Annotated in this window: 15 protein-coding genes; 12 read left to right on the top strand and 3 right to left on the bottom strand. The window is 70.6% G+C overall.

The features are described from left to right. The first annotated feature begins 38 nt into the window (after nt 1–38). Nucleotides 39–1,181 (top strand): sensor histidine kinase, encoded by a 1,143-nt coding sequence (locus ABZS69_RS45915; RefSeq protein WP_355384481.1) that lies wholly within the window; start codon nt 39–41, stop codon nt 1,179–1,181. Then, complete coding sequence (locus ABZS69_RS45920) at nt 1,178–1,783, top strand: response regulator transcription factor (RefSeq protein ID WP_355384484.1); 606 nt, start codon at nt 1,178–1,180, stop codon at nt 1,781–1,783. The genes ABZS69_RS45915 and ABZS69_RS45920 overlap by 4 nt, the downstream gene beginning before the upstream one ends. Here the strand turns inward: ABZS69_RS45920 and ABZS69_RS45925 are convergent, their stop codons facing one another. After that, nucleotides 1,784–3,061, bottom strand: a complete 1,278-nt coding sequence (locus ABZS69_RS45925; protein WP_355384487.1) for an aminotransferase class V-fold PLP-dependent enzyme — start codon at nt 3,059–3,061, stop codon at nt 1,784–1,786. 83 nt (nt 3,062–3,144) lie between these two features. After that, nucleotides 3,145–4,056 carry an EAL domain-containing protein gene (locus tag ABZS69_RS45930; protein ID WP_355384490.1) on the bottom strand — a complete coding sequence of 304 codons (912 nt, stop codon included), beginning with the start codon at nt 4,054–4,056 and terminating at the stop codon, nt 3,145–3,147. A 233-nt stretch (nt 4,057–4,289) separates the two neighbouring features. On the opposite strand from ABZS69_RS45930, the gene ABZS69_RS45935 reads away from it, so the two are divergent. After that, the gene (locus ABZS69_RS45935) at nt 4,290–4,946 is read left to right on the top strand and encodes an acVLRF1 family peptidyl-tRNA hydrolase (protein ID WP_355384493.1); all 657 of its coding nucleotides are present in this window, start codon (nt 4,290–4,292) and stop codon (nt 4,944–4,946) included. A 117-nt stretch (nt 4,947–5,063) separates the two neighbouring features. Here ABZS69_RS45935 and ABZS69_RS45940 read toward each other — a convergent pair whose 3' ends face one another. Continuing rightward, entirely contained in the window at nt 5,064–5,885 is an 822-nt protein-coding gene (locus ABZS69_RS45940; RefSeq protein WP_355384496.1) for an NAD(P)H-binding protein, read from the bottom strand. An 87-nt stretch (nt 5,886–5,972) separates the two neighbouring features. Here ABZS69_RS45940 and ABZS69_RS45945 point away from each other — a divergent pair, with 87 nt between their 5' ends. The 9 genes from ABZS69_RS45945 to ABZS69_RS45985 all read left to right on the top strand — a co-directional run bounded on the left by ABZS69_RS45945 (nt 5,973) and on the right by ABZS69_RS45985 (nt 16,088). Beyond that, a complete protein-coding gene (locus ABZS69_RS45945; protein WP_355384499.1) occupies nt 5,973–6,560 on the top strand; it encodes a helix-turn-helix domain-containing protein in 588 nt (195 codons plus the stop codon). 277 nt (nt 6,561–6,837) lie between these two features. Continuing rightward, nucleotides 6,838–7,857 (top strand): LacI family DNA-binding transcriptional regulator, encoded by a 1,020-nt coding sequence (locus ABZS69_RS45950; RefSeq protein WP_355384502.1) that lies wholly within the window; start codon nt 6,838–6,840, stop codon nt 7,855–7,857. Between the two features lie 122 nt (nt 7,858–7,979). Next, nucleotides 7,980–8,636: a DUF1961 family protein gene (locus ABZS69_RS45955; RefSeq protein WP_355384505.1), complete on the top strand. Its 657-nt coding sequence runs from the start codon at nt 7,980–7,982 to the stop codon at nt 8,634–8,636. 123 nt (nt 8,637–8,759) lie between these two features. Next, nucleotides 8,760–9,389 (top strand): DUF624 domain-containing protein, encoded by a 630-nt coding sequence (locus tag ABZS69_RS45960; RefSeq protein WP_355384508.1) that lies wholly within the window; start codon nt 8,760–8,762, stop codon nt 9,387–9,389. A 119-nt stretch (nt 9,390–9,508) separates the two neighbouring features. Continuing rightward, nucleotides 9,509–10,951, top strand: a complete 1,443-nt coding sequence (locus ABZS69_RS45965; protein ID WP_355384511.1) for an extracellular solute-binding protein — start codon at nt 9,509–9,511, stop codon at nt 10,949–10,951. A gap of 58 nt (nt 10,952–11,009) precedes the next feature. After that, nucleotides 11,010–11,984, top strand: coding sequence for an ABC transporter permease subunit (locus tag ABZS69_RS45970; RefSeq protein WP_355384514.1), 975 nt, complete (start codon nt 11,010–11,012; stop codon nt 11,982–11,984). Between the two features lie 11 nt (nt 11,985–11,995). Then, the gene (locus ABZS69_RS45975; RefSeq protein WP_355384517.1) at nt 11,996–12,886 is read left to right on the top strand and encodes a carbohydrate ABC transporter permease; all 891 of its coding nucleotides are present in this window, start codon (nt 11,996–11,998) and stop codon (nt 12,884–12,886) included. After that, the gene (locus ABZS69_RS45980) at nt 12,883–13,503 is read left to right on the top strand and encodes a rhamnogalacturonan acetylesterase (RefSeq protein ID WP_355384520.1); all 621 of its coding nucleotides are present in this window, start codon (nt 12,883–12,885) and stop codon (nt 13,501–13,503) included. The genes ABZS69_RS45975 and ABZS69_RS45980 overlap by 4 nt, the downstream gene beginning before the upstream one ends. Beyond that, nucleotides 13,500–16,088, top strand: a complete 2,589-nt coding sequence (locus tag ABZS69_RS45985; RefSeq protein ID WP_355384523.1) for a Tat pathway signal sequence domain protein — start codon at nt 13,500–13,502, stop codon at nt 16,086–16,088. Before ABZS69_RS45980 ends, ABZS69_RS45985 begins: the two co-directional genes overlap by 4 nt. The last annotated feature ends 1 nt before the right edge of the window (nt 16,089 follow it).

The raw sequence follows: 16,089 nt of genomic DNA on the forward strand, positions 1-16,089 counted from the left end.
TGGGTGGCGCGCGGCGTTTCCACCTTCAGGGAATTCTCATGAGCTTCGCCGAGAAGATCACCTTCGGGGACGCGGATGGCAAGCCGTCGCGCAGGCGGCGGCTCCTCGGCATCTCCGTGGGCCTGGTCTACCTGGTCTTCCCCGTCACCGACATCGTGGGCGGCACCCTGACGGGGCTCCGGGCGGTGTGGGCGGCGGTGCTGCTCCTCACGTTCGTCGCGTCCTTCCTCGCGACGGTGCTGATCAACAAGGGCATGTTCGACCACAGCCGCCTGACCTATCCGCTGCTCGCGGTGACCAGCGTGCTCGGCGTGGTGGGCGCCACCGTCTTCGGCGGCGCCTGGCTGAGCCTACCGGTCTACACCGTCGTGCTGTACGGGTTCACGCTGCCGCCCGCGTGGGCCGTCGCGGCCGTGCTCACCCAGCTGGTCGTGGTCATCGGCGCCGGCCTGGTCAACCACGACGACGCCGACACGATCATCGTGCTGGGCCTGCAGGTGGTGACGCTCGGCGTGCTGTTCATCAGCGTGCGCAACACCAGGGCGCTGACCGTCAAGCTGCGCCTGGCCCAGGACGAGGTGGCCCGGCTGGCGGCCACGGAGGAGCGGCTGCGCATCGCCCGCGACCTGCACGACCTGCTCGGGCACAGCCTGTCCCTGATCGTGCTCAAGAGCGAGCTGGCCGGGCGGCTGTCCGAGGACTCGCCGCACGTGCACAAGGAGATCGCCGACATCGAGACCGTCGCCAGGAAGGCCCTGCTGGAGGTGCGCGAGGCCGTCACCGGCTACCGCCAGCGCAGCCTGCCCGAGGAGCTCGACAACGCCAGGGCCGTGTTACGGGCGGCGGGCGTGGCGGCCGAGGTGCGGATCTCGGGCACGCCGCTGCCCGGGATGCTCGACGGGCTGTTCGGCTGGTCCGTACGCGAGGGCACCACCAACGTCGTGCGCCACGCGCGGGCCACCCGGTGCGAGATCAAGGTGACGTTCGACGGCGGACACGCCACCCTGGAGATCATGGACAACGGAACGGGCGGCGAGGGGCCGTACGAGATGGGCAGCGGGCTGCGCGGGCTCAACGAGCGGGCGGCCGGCGCGGGCGGCACGGTCGAGGCGGGCCCCGCGGCGGGCGGCGGGCACCGGCTGCGGGTGCTGGTGCCGGCCGGGACGGAGGCGTGCGCGTGATCCGCGTGATGCTGGCGGAGGACCAGGGCATGGTTCGCGGCGCGCTGGCGTCCCTGCTGGGCCTGGAGCCCGACATCGAGGTGGTAGGCGAGGCCGCCGACGGGGAGGAGGCGCTCGCGGTCGCCGTCGAGGTCCGGCCCGACATCGCGCTGCTGGACATCGAGATGCCCGGCATGGACGGGCTCGCGGCCTGCGCGAGGATCACCCGGCAGGTGCCCGGGTGCCGGGTGATGATCCTGACCACGTTCGGGCGGCCCGGTTACCTGCGCACCGCGATGGAGGCGGGGGCCTCGGCGTTCCTGGTCAAGGACAGCCCGGCCAGGGAGCTGGCGGCGGCCATCCGGCGAGTGCACGCGGGGGAGCGGGTGATCGACCCCGGGCTCGCGGCGGCGGCCCTCAGCGCCGGGCCGAACCCGCTCTCGGCGCGGGAGCGGGACGTGCTGGAGGCGGCGGTGGACGGCTCCACGATCGGCGACATCGCCGGCAAGCTGCACCTGTCGGAGGGGACCGTGCGCAACTACCTGTCCTCGGCCATCCAGAAGACGCACGCCCGCAACCGCATCGAGGCGGTGCAGCGCGCCAAGACCCAGGGCTGGCTCTAGTCAGGCGAGCCCGGCCACCGCCTTGACCGCCTGGTCCACCTGCTCGGGGGTGGTCACGATGCTGGTGCCGAACCGCAGCAGCGGCGGATCGTACGGCGTCACGCTCGCGACCACCTTGCTCGCGTGCAGCCGCTCGACGGCCTCCATCGGCGTCATCCCCTCGATCGAGCAGCACACGAGGCCCGCCGACAGCTCGGACGCCCGCGGCGTGGCCAGCGTGACGCGCGGGACCGCGGCCAGCCCGTCCTTGAGGCGGGTGGCCAGCTCCTGCGTGCGCCGCTGGACCCGGTCCTTGCCGATCGCCGTCATGAAGGCGAACGCCTGCGGCATCGCCCACCGGTGCTCGAACGCCTTGAAGCCGCCCGGCGTGACCAGCTCCGCCGTGCTCGCCCCCGGCGAGCCGCCGCCCTGCCACGCCTGGAACGACGCCCCGCTGAAGCTGGCGATGATCGGGGAGAGCGCGTCCCAGGCCCTGCCCCACACGACGCCGGTGCCGCGCGGCCCGAACAGCCACTTGTGCGTGCCGCTGGCCAGGAAGTCGCAGCCCAGGTCGCCGGGGCCGTCGGCCATCGCGCCGAACCCGTGCACGCCGTCCACGCACAGCAGCGCCCGGTCGTGCTCGGCGCGGCCCTTGTTCGCCTCGGCGAGCATGTCGGCGATGGCGCGGACGGGCACGCGCACGCCGGTGCTCGAATGCACCCAGGTGATCGCGACCACCCTGGTACGCGGGCCGAGGCCGGCCTTGACCGCCGCCACCATCCGGCCGGCGTCGGCGCGGGCCGGGTCGTCGTACAGCCTGACCTTGCGCACCTTCGCGCCCGTGCGCTCGGCCAGCAGCCGCAGCCCCTCATGGGTGGCGAGGAAGTCGTGCTCGGTGGTCAGCACGTCCTGGCCGGGGCGCAGCCGGAGGCCCGAGTAGAGCAGCGCGAGGCCCATGGTGGTGCTGTCGGTCAGCGCGATCTCCTCCGCCCTGGCGCCCAGGTAGCGGGCCGCCGCCTCGCGTACCGTCTGGTCGGGCGACTGGGCGCCGGGCGGCGTGTACTCGGGGTCGGCGTCCAGGGCGTCGCGGTGCTTCGCGATCTCCGCCCGGACCTGGGCCGGGGCGGGCGCCAGCACGAACGCCGCGAACTGCCCGAAGGCCGCGTCCAGCGCGAACTGGGCCCGCACGGACGCCCAGTCACCGGGGTCGAACTTCGGCTTCACCGCGGGCGTACCGGTCGTGCACGCGCTCGCCAGCCCCGCCAGCATCCCCGCCCCTAGCAGGGTTCTCCTGTCCATCCGCATGGCTACTTCCTATCCCGGCCACGCGCCCGCGCCCAGGAACCCACGCGAGTCTTTGTCCACTCCGTGGCGGCGCTCCCTCACCTGATCGCGGCGACCTGCCTGATGAGGTCGGAGACGCGGACGATGCCGAGGCAGCGGTTCATCTCGTCTGTGACCACCAGATCGTCGTAGACGCGGGCCGAGTCCCGGCCCGCCGCCTGCATGGCCGCGATCGCCGGGGTGGTCCGCGGCACCGTACGGGGCGGGTCGGCCAGCCGCTGCGCCGGCTTCGAACCGTGCAGCGCGTGCCCGTAGCGGGCCGCGAACGACAGCAGGAACCGGCTGCGGTCGAGACTGCCCTTGGGCCGCTGGAATTCGTCCACCAGGATCACGCTGGTGATCGTCGGCTCCTGCCCGAACGCCGCCACCGCGTCCTCCGCCTTGGCCTCCGCGGGCAGCGTCACCGCCGGGATCAGCAGCTCCTGGACGCGCGGGCCGAGCATGACGGAGACCGGCTCGTCGGTGACGGGGAGCGGCACCCGTACCTTGCCGTCGGGGCCGGGCGCGAGCAGCGGGCCGTGGGCCAGCCGCACGCCGAGGCCGCGGGCCACCGCGACCTGCGGCTCGCGCTCGACGCCCGGGGCCAGCACGTGGGCGCCGATGCCGCGGGCCAGCGTCACCACCGACCGCACCACCGCGGTCGCGCGATGGTCGCCCGGGACGCGGGAGACCGTCTCGGGGTCGAGGGCCAGCAGGTACGGGCTCGCGTCCGCGATCAGCCCCAGGGCCGCGCCACTGGTCCCGACGTCGGAGAAGCCGAGGAGGTAGCCGATCGTGCGCAGGCTGTCGAGCCCGACCTTGAGCACCGGCCGGTCCTGTTCCTGGCACGGTCCAGTGAGCAGCACGATCGCCTCACGGGGATGCCTGCCCGACCTTCGGAGCGCCTCGTGCAGGGGCGCCAGGGCGCCCGCGCCCGCCAGGACGACCCTGACAGGCAGCTCCAGCACCATCGGCAGGGGGCCGCTTTGAGCGTGCCCGCGGAGTCGACGACGGCCGGGTGGGCGATTACTGCCCCGGTGTCGAGATCCACTATGGGGCTGGTGAGCAGGGAGGACACGTTCAGATGGTGGTGGAGTCACGGGCGTGGCTGAAGGCCCAGGCAGCAAAATTTACCGACATTTCGTTTTCTATCCGGGGAGCGGCGGCTTGGCTGCGGGGAATCTCATTCGGCTAGCCTTCCGGCATGAGTGCGCGTCCGGCGAGGGGTGGCGGCCGGTGGGTGTCGGTGCCGCCGGAGCGGCTGCATCCGTGGATCGACGGGTTCGCGGGGCGTCACGGGCCCTTCACGGCGTCCGGTGACGAGCGGGTGGTGCGGCTGCTCGCCGACGACGGGGCCCTGGCCGAAATGCACGTGCCGTTTCCGCCCATGACGCCGCCGGGGCCGCCGCACGTCACCCGGCTCGTCGCCCACGCCCAGGCGGCGCGGCAGGTGGGGGTGTTCCTGGTGCGGCTCGGGGGCTATGCGGCGGGGGTCTTCTCCGGGTCTTCGCTGGTGGCGTCCAAGGTGGGGTCGCGGCTGGTGCAGGGGCGTACGGCGGCGGGCGGGTGGTCGCAGCAGCGCTTCGCCAGGCGGCGGAGCAACCAGGCGGCCCAGGCGTTCGACGACGCGGTGGAGACGGCGGTGCGGGTGCTGACGCCGTACCTGGGGGAGTTGGACGGGGTGGTGCTGGGCGGGGATCGCCGGGCCGTGGACGCTCTGCGGGGTGATCGCCGGCTGGCGCCGCTGCTGGCGCTGGAGACTGAGCCGTTCGTGGTGGTGCCGGACCCTCGGCTGGCGGTGCTGCGGGACACGCCGGCGTCGTTCCGCGCGACCCGCATCAGGATCATCGACCCACTCTGACCCGTGCCCCTGACCCACGCCCTGTATCGCGCCCGAGCCCGCCGCCCGGTGCCCTCAGCCCCGCTGTGCGCCATCGGGCTGGCGCTGCGATCACGGGAGATGGTGGCGTGGGCGTGGTCAGGGGGTGAAGGCGGGTTTGTGGTCGGTGAGGAAGGTGGACAGGGGGCGGGGCCGGTGGCCCGTCAGGTCCTCGACCGTCGTCGTGGTCGAGGACCAGCGGCCGTCCCCGGTCGAGGCCATCAGCTCGGCCAGGTCGCCGGCCAGCGGCTGAGGGACGCCCCGGCGTTCGAGGTGGGCGGCCATCTCGGGAACGGGCAGGTCCACGTAGCGGACCGGGCGGCCGAGGACCGCGCTGATCTCCTCGGCGATCTGGTCGTGCGACAGCGACTCCGGGCCCGTGAGCACGTGGTCGGCGTCCGGCCCGACCGGGCGGGTGAGGAGGGCGGCGGCCACTTCCGCGATGTCCCTCGTGTCGATGTAGTTGACCGGCTCGGGCCCGTACGAGCCGTAGAAGCGCCCGTCGCACACCTCGCGCGGCAGGTTCTGCATGAAGCCGGTCGGTTGCAGGATCGACCAGGGCAGGCCCGACCTCCTGAGGTGGGCGTCGACCTCGCCGTGCATCCCGCCGCCCAGCTTCGCGCCCGGCGCGGCGCCCCGTACGGACACCGTCACCACCTGGGCCACGCCCGCGCGGGCGGCCAGGTCGATCACGGCGCGGTGGGCGTCGGCGAAGCCGGGCCAGAGCGAGCTGTTCAGGAACAGCCGGTCGCCGGGCGACAGCAGTGCGCCGATCGTCCCGGGTTCGTCGAAGTCGGCGAGGGCGTGGGCGCAGCCCAGGTCGTCGACGGGCCTGCGGACGACGGCGAGGACGTCGTGACCGCGCAGGCGCTCGACGAGCGCCCGGCCGATGGAGCCGGTGGCCCCGGTTACCACGATCATCGTTTGGCCTCCCTAAGCGGACGATGAGATTCCGGTTGCCCGGACGCTACACTAAGCGGAATCGGATCGTCCACTTGGGGGTCGTACGTGCGCGCAGACGCCAGGCGGAACCTGGACAAGATCGTCGAGGCGGCGGCCGAGATCATGGCCGAGCGCGGCGTGGGCGCGCCCATGGAGGCCGTCGCCAGGCGCGCCGGTGTCGGGGTCGGCACGCTCTACCGGCGCTTCCCCGACCGCAACGCGCTGATCGCGGCCGTCGGCGACCACTACGTGCACGCCATGGCGGACGCGCTCGACCGCGCCGCGTCGAGCGCCCCCGACGCCTGGAGCGCGATCTGGGACTTCGTCACCTGGGCGGCCGAGCCGGGCCGTGCCGCGCTGGCCACCGCGCTGGCCGTGCTGCCCGATGAGGTGATCATGGGCCGGGAGGAGTTCGCGCGGGCGCGGGCGAGGTGGGTGGAGCGGTTCGACGCCCTCGTACGCCGGGCGCAGGCCGAGGGCTCGATGCGCACGGACGTCGGCGTGGACGACCTGATCCACCTGTTGAACGTCTTCGCCTGCCACCCCGGCCGGCTGCCCGAGCCGGTGGCGTCCAGGCCGGTCCGATACCTGCACCTGATGCTCGACGGGATGAAGACCGGCGCGGCCACGCCGTCCGCTCACGTGGCCCCGTGACCGGTTTGAGAGTTTGAGACGATTCAAAAGAATCTTGAATGCCGCTATGATGCGAGAAGTTCACGGTGACCGCCATCGGCGGTTCATCTGTCTCCGCGCCCACGGCGTACCGCGTCCAGCGGATCGCCGCAGGCAGCGGTAGTGCGCAGCTACGGTGGGCCGCGTCACGGCGGGCCGCCGCAGGCTGCGGTTTGTGCACCTTCGGTGGGCCGCGTCCGGCGGACCACTGCCAAGTAGCGGATTATGCAGTTCAAGCAGCATGGCCTCGTGAGGATCGATGGCGACCAGGAACATCAAGGAGGTCGCGCAGCTGGCGCGCGTCTCGGTGGGCACGGTGAGCAATGTGCTCAACCGCCCGGAGATCGTGTCCCCCGCCACACGCGAACGCGTCTTCGAAGCGATCAAGAAACTGGGCTTCGTCCGTAATGAGGTGGCCCGCCACCTGCGGGTGGGCCGTAGCCGTACGGTCGGCCTCGTCGTGCTCGACGTGTCCAACCCGTTCTTCGTGGACGTGGCCCAGGGCGCCGAGTCGGTGGCCGACGGCCATGATTCGATGGTGGTGCTCTGCAACAGCGCCGGCGACCCCGGCCGCGAGCGCCGCCACCTCGACCAGCTCGAACAGCAGCGGGTCATGGGCATACTGATCACCCCCGTGGAGATGGAGAGCCCCTGGCTGGAGGACCTTGCCGCCCGGGGCACGCCCGTGGTGCTGGTCGACAGCCCCGCGACCGGCCTGCAGTGCTCGGTGGCGGTCGACGACCGGCTCGGCGGGCAGATCGCCGGCGCCCACCTGATCGAGCGGGGGCATCGGCGGATCCTGTTCGTCGGGGGACCGACGTCCATAAGACAGGTGGCCGACCGGCACGCGGGCATCAGCAGCGCCGTCGCCGCGGCCGACGGCGCGGCCGAGCTGCTCACCTCCATCTCTCCCACGCTGACCGTCGCCGAGGGCCGGGCCGTCGGGGAGCGCATCGCGGCGCTGCCCGCCGACGAGCGGCCGACGGCGGCGTTCTGCGCGAACGACATGATGGCGCTGGGCTTCTTACAGGCGATGGCCACGCACGGACTACGCGTGCCCGAGGACCTGGCCATCATCGGGTACGACGACATCGACTTCGCCGCGGCGGCCGCGGTGCCGCTGTCGTCGATCCGGCAGCCGCGTGAGCTGCTCGGACGTACGGCGATCGACCTGCTGCTCGAGGAGGTCGCCGAGCCGGAGCAGCATCGTCACCGGCAGGTCATCTTCCAGCCGGACCTGGTCGTCCGGGAGTCGAGCGCGCTGGACCGCAGCGCCTGACCTTCATTCCCCCGCGCCGGAGCCCCGTGAACCGATTCATCGGGGCTGCGCGCCGCATGGGCGTCACACTCCGCGTGCCCGGCGTGCCCTGCGGCGGGCTGTGACAACCGGAAGGAGCCCCCTTGACCGAGCTCTACAGAAACCCCCTGGCCACCCCCGATGACCTGGCAGGCTTCCGTCTGGAGGGGGACGGCGCCACCTCGTTCCCCCAGGGACGCCTGCGCCTGGAGAGCCTCAGACCGCCCTCGGACGGCCAGGCGGCCAACGTGGTCCTGTGGTGTCCCGAGGAGTTCCCCGCCGACGTGCGGATCGAATGGGACTTCTGGCCCGTACGGGAGCCCGGCCTGGCCATCATGTTCTTCCATGCCCGCGGCAAGAACGGCGAGGACCTGTTCGACCCGGGCCTGGCCACGCGCACCGGCCCCTATGACCAGTATCACCACGGCGACATCGACGCCTACCACGTCTCCTATTTCCGCCGCATGTGGGCCTCGGAGCGCGCCCTGCACACCTGCAACCTGCGCAAGAGCCACGGCTTCCACCTGGTCGCCCAGGGCCCCGACCCGCTCCCCGCGGTGCTGGACGCCGAGGGCCCGTACGCGATGCGCCTCGAGATCGAGGCCGGGACGATCACGTTCTCGGTCAACGATTTGGTCTCGTTCCGCTGGGCGGACGACGGCTCGATCGGCGGTCCCGCCCTGGCCGGAGGCAAGATCGGGTTTCGGCAGATGGCGCCGCTGATCGGAGAGTACGCAAATCTCCGGGTGTCTCGTCATTGACTTTGAGTCGATTCAACACTAATTTCGCACCAACCGCCGTTCACTGGCTTGTAACGGGGCAGGAATCGCGGTGCAACAACCCCACCCCCGTATCCGTGCACATGCCACGAGAGGTGGTGCCGGATGAACCATCCCGCCATGTCTATCAGGATTCAAGCTGCCTGCTCAGAGCTGGTCTGGGCGGTCCAGCTGAACCTGATGTGGATCGTCTTCACGCTCGCTGGAGGCGTGATCGGCGGGCTGGGGCCCGCCACCGTCGCCGCGTACACGCTGGCTCGGCGGCGGGTTCGCAATGAATCGTTTCATGCCTGGGCCGAATTCTGGACCGTCTACCGACGGGAGTTCGTCCGGGCCTCGCTGCTGGTCCTGCCGGTGGCGGCGCTGGCCACCGTCCTGGTCGGCAACTATCTCTACCTCTCCGCTCTCGGGCCCAGCATGGGAGCGTTGCGGATCGCGACCTTCGTGGCGCTCATCGCACTTGCGGGTGTGGGGGCGTACGTGGGGCCGTTGTACACGCACTATGACCTGCCGCTACGGGCCTACTGGCCCAAGGCGGCGCAGCTAGCGCTCCTGCGTCCGGCCTCGTCCGTGCTGTTGCTGCTAGCGCTCTCAGCCATCGCCTACGCGACCTCGGCGGCGCCCATCCTCGCGCCGGTGATCAGCTTCGGCGCGTGGATCTATCTCAACACGTGGCTCTGCCAGCGCTTCTTCGAGGAGAACGAGGCGCGCCTGCATTCGAAAGGGAACTCATGAGCGCATCCCGTCGTCGTCGGCTTCTTGCCGGTGTGTTAACGCTCACGGCTGCACTCACCGCCTCGGCATGCTCGGGCGGCGGTGACGCGGCTCAGACCGACCCCAACACGATCACCGTGATGGCCAAGCTGTTCGGCACCGCACCCGACCCGAACGGCGAGATGCAACAGGCGGTCGAGAAGTTCCTCGGCAAGAAGCTCAAGGTCAACTGGGTTCCCAACGCCGAGTACACCGACAAACTCAACGTCACGTTCGCCTCGTCCAACCTCCCGCAGGTCATGGTCGTGGACCCGCACCTGCCGGGCTTCGTCAAGGCGGCGGAGGCCGGTGCTTTCTGGGATCTGACCGACAAGCTGGACAAGTACCCGAACCTCAAGCCGGCGGACCCGCGCAGCGCGCTGAACTCCTCCATCAACGGCAAGATCTACGGCCTCTACCGCATGCGGCCGTCCCTGCGCTCGGCGGTCGTGATCCGCAAGGACTGGCTGGACAAGCTCGGCCTGAAGCTGCCCGAGTCCGTCGACGACCTCTACGACATCGCCAAGGCGTTCACCGAGAAGGACCCCGACGGCAACGGCAAGAAGGACACCTACGGCCTGATCATCCCGAAGTGGCCAGGCAACTACGCCAGCGCCAGCCCGTACGACGTGCTGGAGACCTGGTTCGGCGCCCCGAACGAGTGGGGTGAGCGCAACGGCAAGCTCGTCCCCGGCTTCGACACCCCCGAGTTCCTCGAGGCCAACAAGTTCCTCAAGAAGATGGTCAGCGAGGGCCTGGTCAACCCGGACTTCGCGACGCTCGACTCGGCCAAGTGGAACGACCCGTTCTACCTCGGCAAGGGCGGCATCATCATCGACGTGAACATCCGGTCGAGGGCGCTGCTCGACAAGTTCAGGGACGAGAAGGACGATCCCGCGTTCTACGGCTCCAAGGTCGCCATGGTCGGCAACCTCAAGCGCCCCGACGGCCAGAAGTTCTCCTACCCGTTCACCGGCTACGCCGACGTCCTGGCCATCTCCAAGCAGAGCGTGCGGACCGAGCAGGACCTCGACAACGTGCTGAAGACCCTGGACAAGCTGGCCACCAAGGAGGGCCAGGTCCTGCTGCAGAACGGCATCGAGGGCCGCAACTTCAAGCCCGAGGGTGAGACCGCGTCGCTGATCAACGAGACGGACCCCAAGGTCGAGATCGTCCAGAAGGACGTGGACAACGCGTTCATCCAGCTCAGCACCAAGGGCACGAACGACTTCGGAGGTCTCGCCTATGTGCGTACGCCGTCCGGGGAGCCGTACAAGGAGATGCTCAAGCTCCAGAAGCAGCTGATGGACGAGGACCTCAAGACGGCCGTCTTCAACCCGGCGCTGCCGGTGGTCTCGCCCACCAAGGTCGCCAGGGGCGCGCAGATCGACACGATCATCCCGGACGCCAGGATCAAGTTCCTGTCCGGCGAGATCGACGAGGAGCAGCTCAAGGGCGAGATCAAGCGTTGGTACGACAGTGGCGGCACGCAGGTTGCCACCGAGGTCAACGACCTGGTCGCCAAGCTCGGCAAGACGAACTGACCTCGCCCTGAGGGACCCGGGACGCGCCCCCGGGTCCCTCACATGAAAGGAGGCCGCTGTGGCCACCGACCTGGCGCCGCCTCCCACGAAGGCGGCCAGCAAATCCGGGCACCGACGCCAAGGGGCGGGGCTGCGCGCCGTGTTCGGGCGCTACCGCTGGCTCTACCTGATGCTCCTTCCGGGCGTCATCTACTTCGCGCTCTTCAAGTACCTGCCGATGTACGGCGTCACGATCGCCTTCCAGGACTTCCTGCCGTTCCTCGGCTATTCGGGCAGCCCCTGGGTCGGGTTGAAGCACTTCGAGGAGCTGTTCTCCGGCCCCGACTTCGGCCGGCTGATGTTCAACACGCTGTTCCTGGCGCTGCTGCACATGCTCATCGTCTTCCCGGCGCCGATCGTCGTCGCGCTGCTGCTGAACGAGCTGCGGATCAACATCCTCAAGCGCTCGGTCCAGTCGCTGGTCTACATCCCGCACTTCCTGTCCTGGACGATCGTCGCGGCGCTGACGTACGTGCTGTTCGCGGCGGACTTCGGCGTGCTGTCCGGATGGCTGCGCGACTTCCTCGGCGACACCGCGAAGATCGACTACATGGCGCAGGAGGAGTGGTTCCGGCCGCTGATCATCCTGCAGCAGCTGTGGAAGCTGACCGGCTGGGGCACGATCATCTACCTGGCCGCGCTGGCCGGCGTGGACCCGCAGCTGTACGAGGCCGCGCGCATGGACGGCGCGGGACGCTTCAAGCAGCTCTGGCACGTCACGCTGCCCGCCATCCGCCCCACGATCGTCGTCATGGCCATCCTGGCCTCCGGCAACCTGCTCGACTCGGGCTTCGAGCAGATCTGGCTGATGACCACCTCGCTGAACCGCTCGGTGGCCGACGTGTTCGACACCTACGTCTACTACTCCGGCATCACCCAGGGCGCGATCAGCTACTCCACCGCCGTCGGCCTGTTCAAGGGCGTGGCCGGCGTCATCCTGATCTTCGGCTCCAACTGGCTGGCCAAGCGCCTCGGCCAGCGGGGATTGTTCTAAGGGGGCCGGGAATGAAGCACAAGAAGCTGAACACCGAATACAGCACTGTCGGCAGCAAGGTGTTCGACGCGATCAACGTCGCCATCCTCGTCGGCCTGGCGCTGATCACGGTTCTGCCGCTGCTGTACGTCCTGGCCGGGTCGTTCGCTGGCGAGGCGGAGATCTCCTCGCGCCCGTTCTTCCTGTGGCCGGAGAAGTTCGTCACGGAGTCGTACGAGTACATCTTCGCCACCGACGCGTTCATCCGCGCCCTGCTGACGACCGTGATCGTGACGGCGGTGGGCACGGTGGTGCAGGTGCTGCTGACCTTCACCATGGCCTACCCCCTGGCCAAGCGGTACCTGCCGGGCCGCGCGCTGGTGCTGAACCTGATCATCTTCACGCTGGTCTTCTCCGGCGGCATGATCCCCACCTATCTGGTGGTGCGCGACCTGGGGCTGCTGGACAGCTACTGGGCGCTGATCCTGCCGTTGGCGATCAACCCGTTCTACCTGATCATCGTCAAGAGCTTCTTCCAGGAGCTGCCGCAGGCCCTGGAGGAGGCGGCGCGCATTGACGGCTGCAACGAGATGGGCGTCTTCTTTAAGATCGTCCTGCCGCTGTCCAAGCCGATCATCGCGACGTTCTCGCTCTTCTACGCGGTCGGCATCTGGAACGACTACATGTCGCCGCTGCTCTACATCACCGACCCGAGCAAGTGGACGCTGCAGATCCTGGTGCGCCAGCTCGTCAGCACCGACGCGGCCAACGCCCTGTCGCAGATGGACCGGACCTGGGTGCCGCCGGAGCAGGGGCTGAAGTTCGCGGTCGTGGTGATCGCGACGCTGCCGATCCTGTTCTTCTACCCGTTCCTGCAGAAGCACTTCACCAAGGGCGTCCTGATCGGGGGCGTCAAGGAGTGACCCGTGCCATCCTGCTGGCCGGTGACTCGACGGTCGCCTCGTGCCCGGCCTGGGAGGCGCCCATGTCCGGGTGGGGGGCGCAGCTCGGCGCGTACGCGGGCGAGCCCGTGCGCAACCTCGCCAAGGGCGGCGCCACCACGGCCAGTCACCGGGCCGAGGGGCTGTGGGCGGCGCTGTTGCGGGAGGTCGTGCCCGGTGACCTGGTGGTGATCCAGTTCGGGCACAACGATCAGAAGGATCCCGCGATCCCGTACCAGGACAACCTGCGCGCCTTCGTCGAGGAGGCGCGCGGGGCGGGCGCGACGGCGGTGCTGTGCACGCCGGTGCAGCGGCGCAGGTTCGAGGAGGAGCGGCTGGTGCCGACGCATGGGGACTACCCCGACCGGGTGCGGGCGCTGGCCGCCGCCGAGGGCGTGCCGCTGATCGACCTGACCGTCGCCACCACCGCGCTGTACGAGCGGCTCGGCCCCGACGGCTCCAAGGCCCTGTTCACGCACTTCGAGCCGGGGGAGCACCCGCTCTACCCCGACGGGGTGGCGGACGACACCCACTTCAGCTTCCGCGGCGCCGACGAGGTGGCCGCGGTCGTCGCCGAACGACTGAAGGAGATTCGATGAGTGCGGCACTGCGCTGGCTGGATCGACCGGGGGAGCAGGGGGTGACCTGGGGGGTTCCGTGGCCGCGTGGCGCGGTCGAGCGGGGCGCGCCGTTCGCGCTGGCCGACCCGGAGGGCCGGGAGGTGCCCGTGCAGAGCTGGGTGACCGCCACCTGGCCCGACGGCTCGGTCAAGTGGTCGGCCCACGCGATCGGCGCGCGGCCGGCGGAGCTGTCGTACCGGATCGAGCCCGGGCGCGAGCCCGCCGCGGCGGCCGCCCCCGTCACCGTCGCCCGCGAGGGCGGCGTGCTGACCGTGAGCACCGGCGTGGTCACCTGGACGATCGAGGAGTCCGGCGGCACGCTGGCCCGCTCGATCTCGCGCGGGAGCCGCGAGATCGCCAGGGACGTGCGCCTGGTCAGCCTCCGCCAGAGCGAGCCCACGCCCGACGAGGGCGGCCCGGTGGCCCGTTCGGAGACCGTCGGGCAGGTGGAGAAGGTCACGGTCGAGCAGGACGGGCCCGTGCGCGCGGTCGTCCGGCTGGAGGGCAGGCACGGCGACTGGCTGCCGTTCACCGTGCGCCTGTACTTCCACGCGGGCGCCGAGCAGGCGCGGATCATGCACACGTTCGTCTGGGACGGCGACCCTGAGCGCGACTTCCTGGCCGGGCTCGGCCTGCGCGCCGACGTGGTCATGCGGGACGAGCCGCACGACCGCCACGTACGGCTGGCCGGGAGCGGCGGCGGCTTCCTCACCGAGGCGGTGCGCGGGCTGACCGGGCTGCGCCGCGACCCCGGCGAGTCCGTACGGCGGGCGCAGGTCGAGGGCCGGCCGGTAGGCGAGATCGCCCCCGAGGTCGCCAATCGGTTGCACCTCATCCCCACCTGGAACGACTACACGCTCGACCAGGGCTCCGCCGACGGCTTCAGCCTGCGCAAGCGCACCGCCGAGGGCCACTCCTGGGTGACGATCCCCTCGGGCACCCGTTCGGCCGGCTACGGCTACGTCGGCGGCACCGGCGGCGGCCTCGGCTTCGGGCTGCGCGACTTCTGGCGCCTGCACCCCACCCGCCTCGACGTCAGGAACGCGGCCACCGACCTGGCCACCGTGACCGTCTGGCTGTGGTCGCCGTCCGCCCCGGCCATGGACCTGCGCTTCTACCACGACGGCATGGGCCAGGACACGTTCGCCGAGCAGCTGGAGGGCCTGGAGGTCACCTACGAGGACTACGAGCCCGGCTTCGGCGACGCCCACGGCGTGGCGCGCACGCACGAGCTGGTCCTGCGCGCCTACGAGGCCACGCCGTCCGCGCAGGACCTGTCCCGGCACGCGACCGCCATGAACCAGCCGGGCCTGCTGACGGTGACCCCCGAGCGGATGCGCGAGGCGGGCGTCTTCGGCGTGTGGGAGCTGCCCGACCGCTCGACGCCCGCCCGCGCCGAGATCGAGGACCGGCTGGACTTCCTGTTCGACCTGTACGCGCGCGAGCGCGAGCAGCGCAGGTGGTACGGGTTCTGGGACTACGGCGACGTGATGCACACCTACGACCCGGACCGCCACACCTGGCGCTACGACGTGGGCGGCTACGCCTGGGACAACTCCGAGCTCTCGCCCGACCTGTGGCTGTGGCTGCAGTATCTGCGCACGGGCCGGCCGGACGTCTTCCGCTTCGCCGAGTCGATGACCCGCCACACCGGCGAGGTCGACGTCTACCACGCGGGCCGCTGGAAGGGCCTGGGCAGCAGGCACAACGTGCAGCACTGGGGGTGCAGCTGCAAGCAGCTGCGCATCTCCAACGCCGCCTACCGGCGCTTCTACTACTACCTGACCGCCGACGAGCGCACGGGCGACCTGATGGACGAGCTGAGCGTCCCCGAGGAGACGTTCACCGTCATCGACCCCCAGCGCAAGGTGCGCGAGGACGTCTACACGCCGGACCCGTCGGCGCTGTCGGTCGGCCTCGGCACCGACTGGGGATCGCTCGCGGCCGCATGGCTGACCCGGTGGGAGCGGCACGGCGACGAGCGGGCCAGAGACCGGTTGCTGGGCACGATGGCCGACATCGGCGCGCTGCCGAACGGCTTCCTGACCGGCGAGGGCCGGCTGGACCTGGCGACCGGGCGGTTCGACACCGCCCGGGACAAGATCTCCGTCTCGCACCTGTCGTCGCTGTTCGGGCTGCCGGAGATGTGCGCGGAGCTGATCGCGCTCGACCTGGACGTGCCCGGGTTCGAGCAGGCGTGGCTGCAGTACTGCCGGCTCTACCTCGCGCCGCCCGAGCAGCAGGAGGCGGAGGTGGGGGAGCGGCTGAGCGGGATCTCGCTGATCCAGGCGCACAGCAGGCTCACCGCGTACGCGGCCGCCCGCACGGGCGACGCCGGCCTGGCCGCCTGGGCCTGGCGCAAGTTCTTCCTGGACGAGGGGGACCAGCTCAACAGCAACCCGATGCAGCGGGAGAAGGACTGGCGCCTGACCCAGGTGGACGGGCCGCACGTGCTGTCCCCCGTGCATGAGGCGCCCTTCGTGAGCACCAACGGCGCCGCCCAGTACGGCCTGGCCGCCATCCACAACCTCGCCCTGATCGGAGAGCACCTGAAGGAGTCGTAAC

It is taken from the genome of Nonomuraea sp. NPDC005650, assembly GCF_040605375.1.
In the GTDB taxonomy this organism is placed as follows: domain Bacteria; phylum Actinomycetota; class Actinomycetes; order Streptosporangiales; family Streptosporangiaceae; genus Nonomuraea.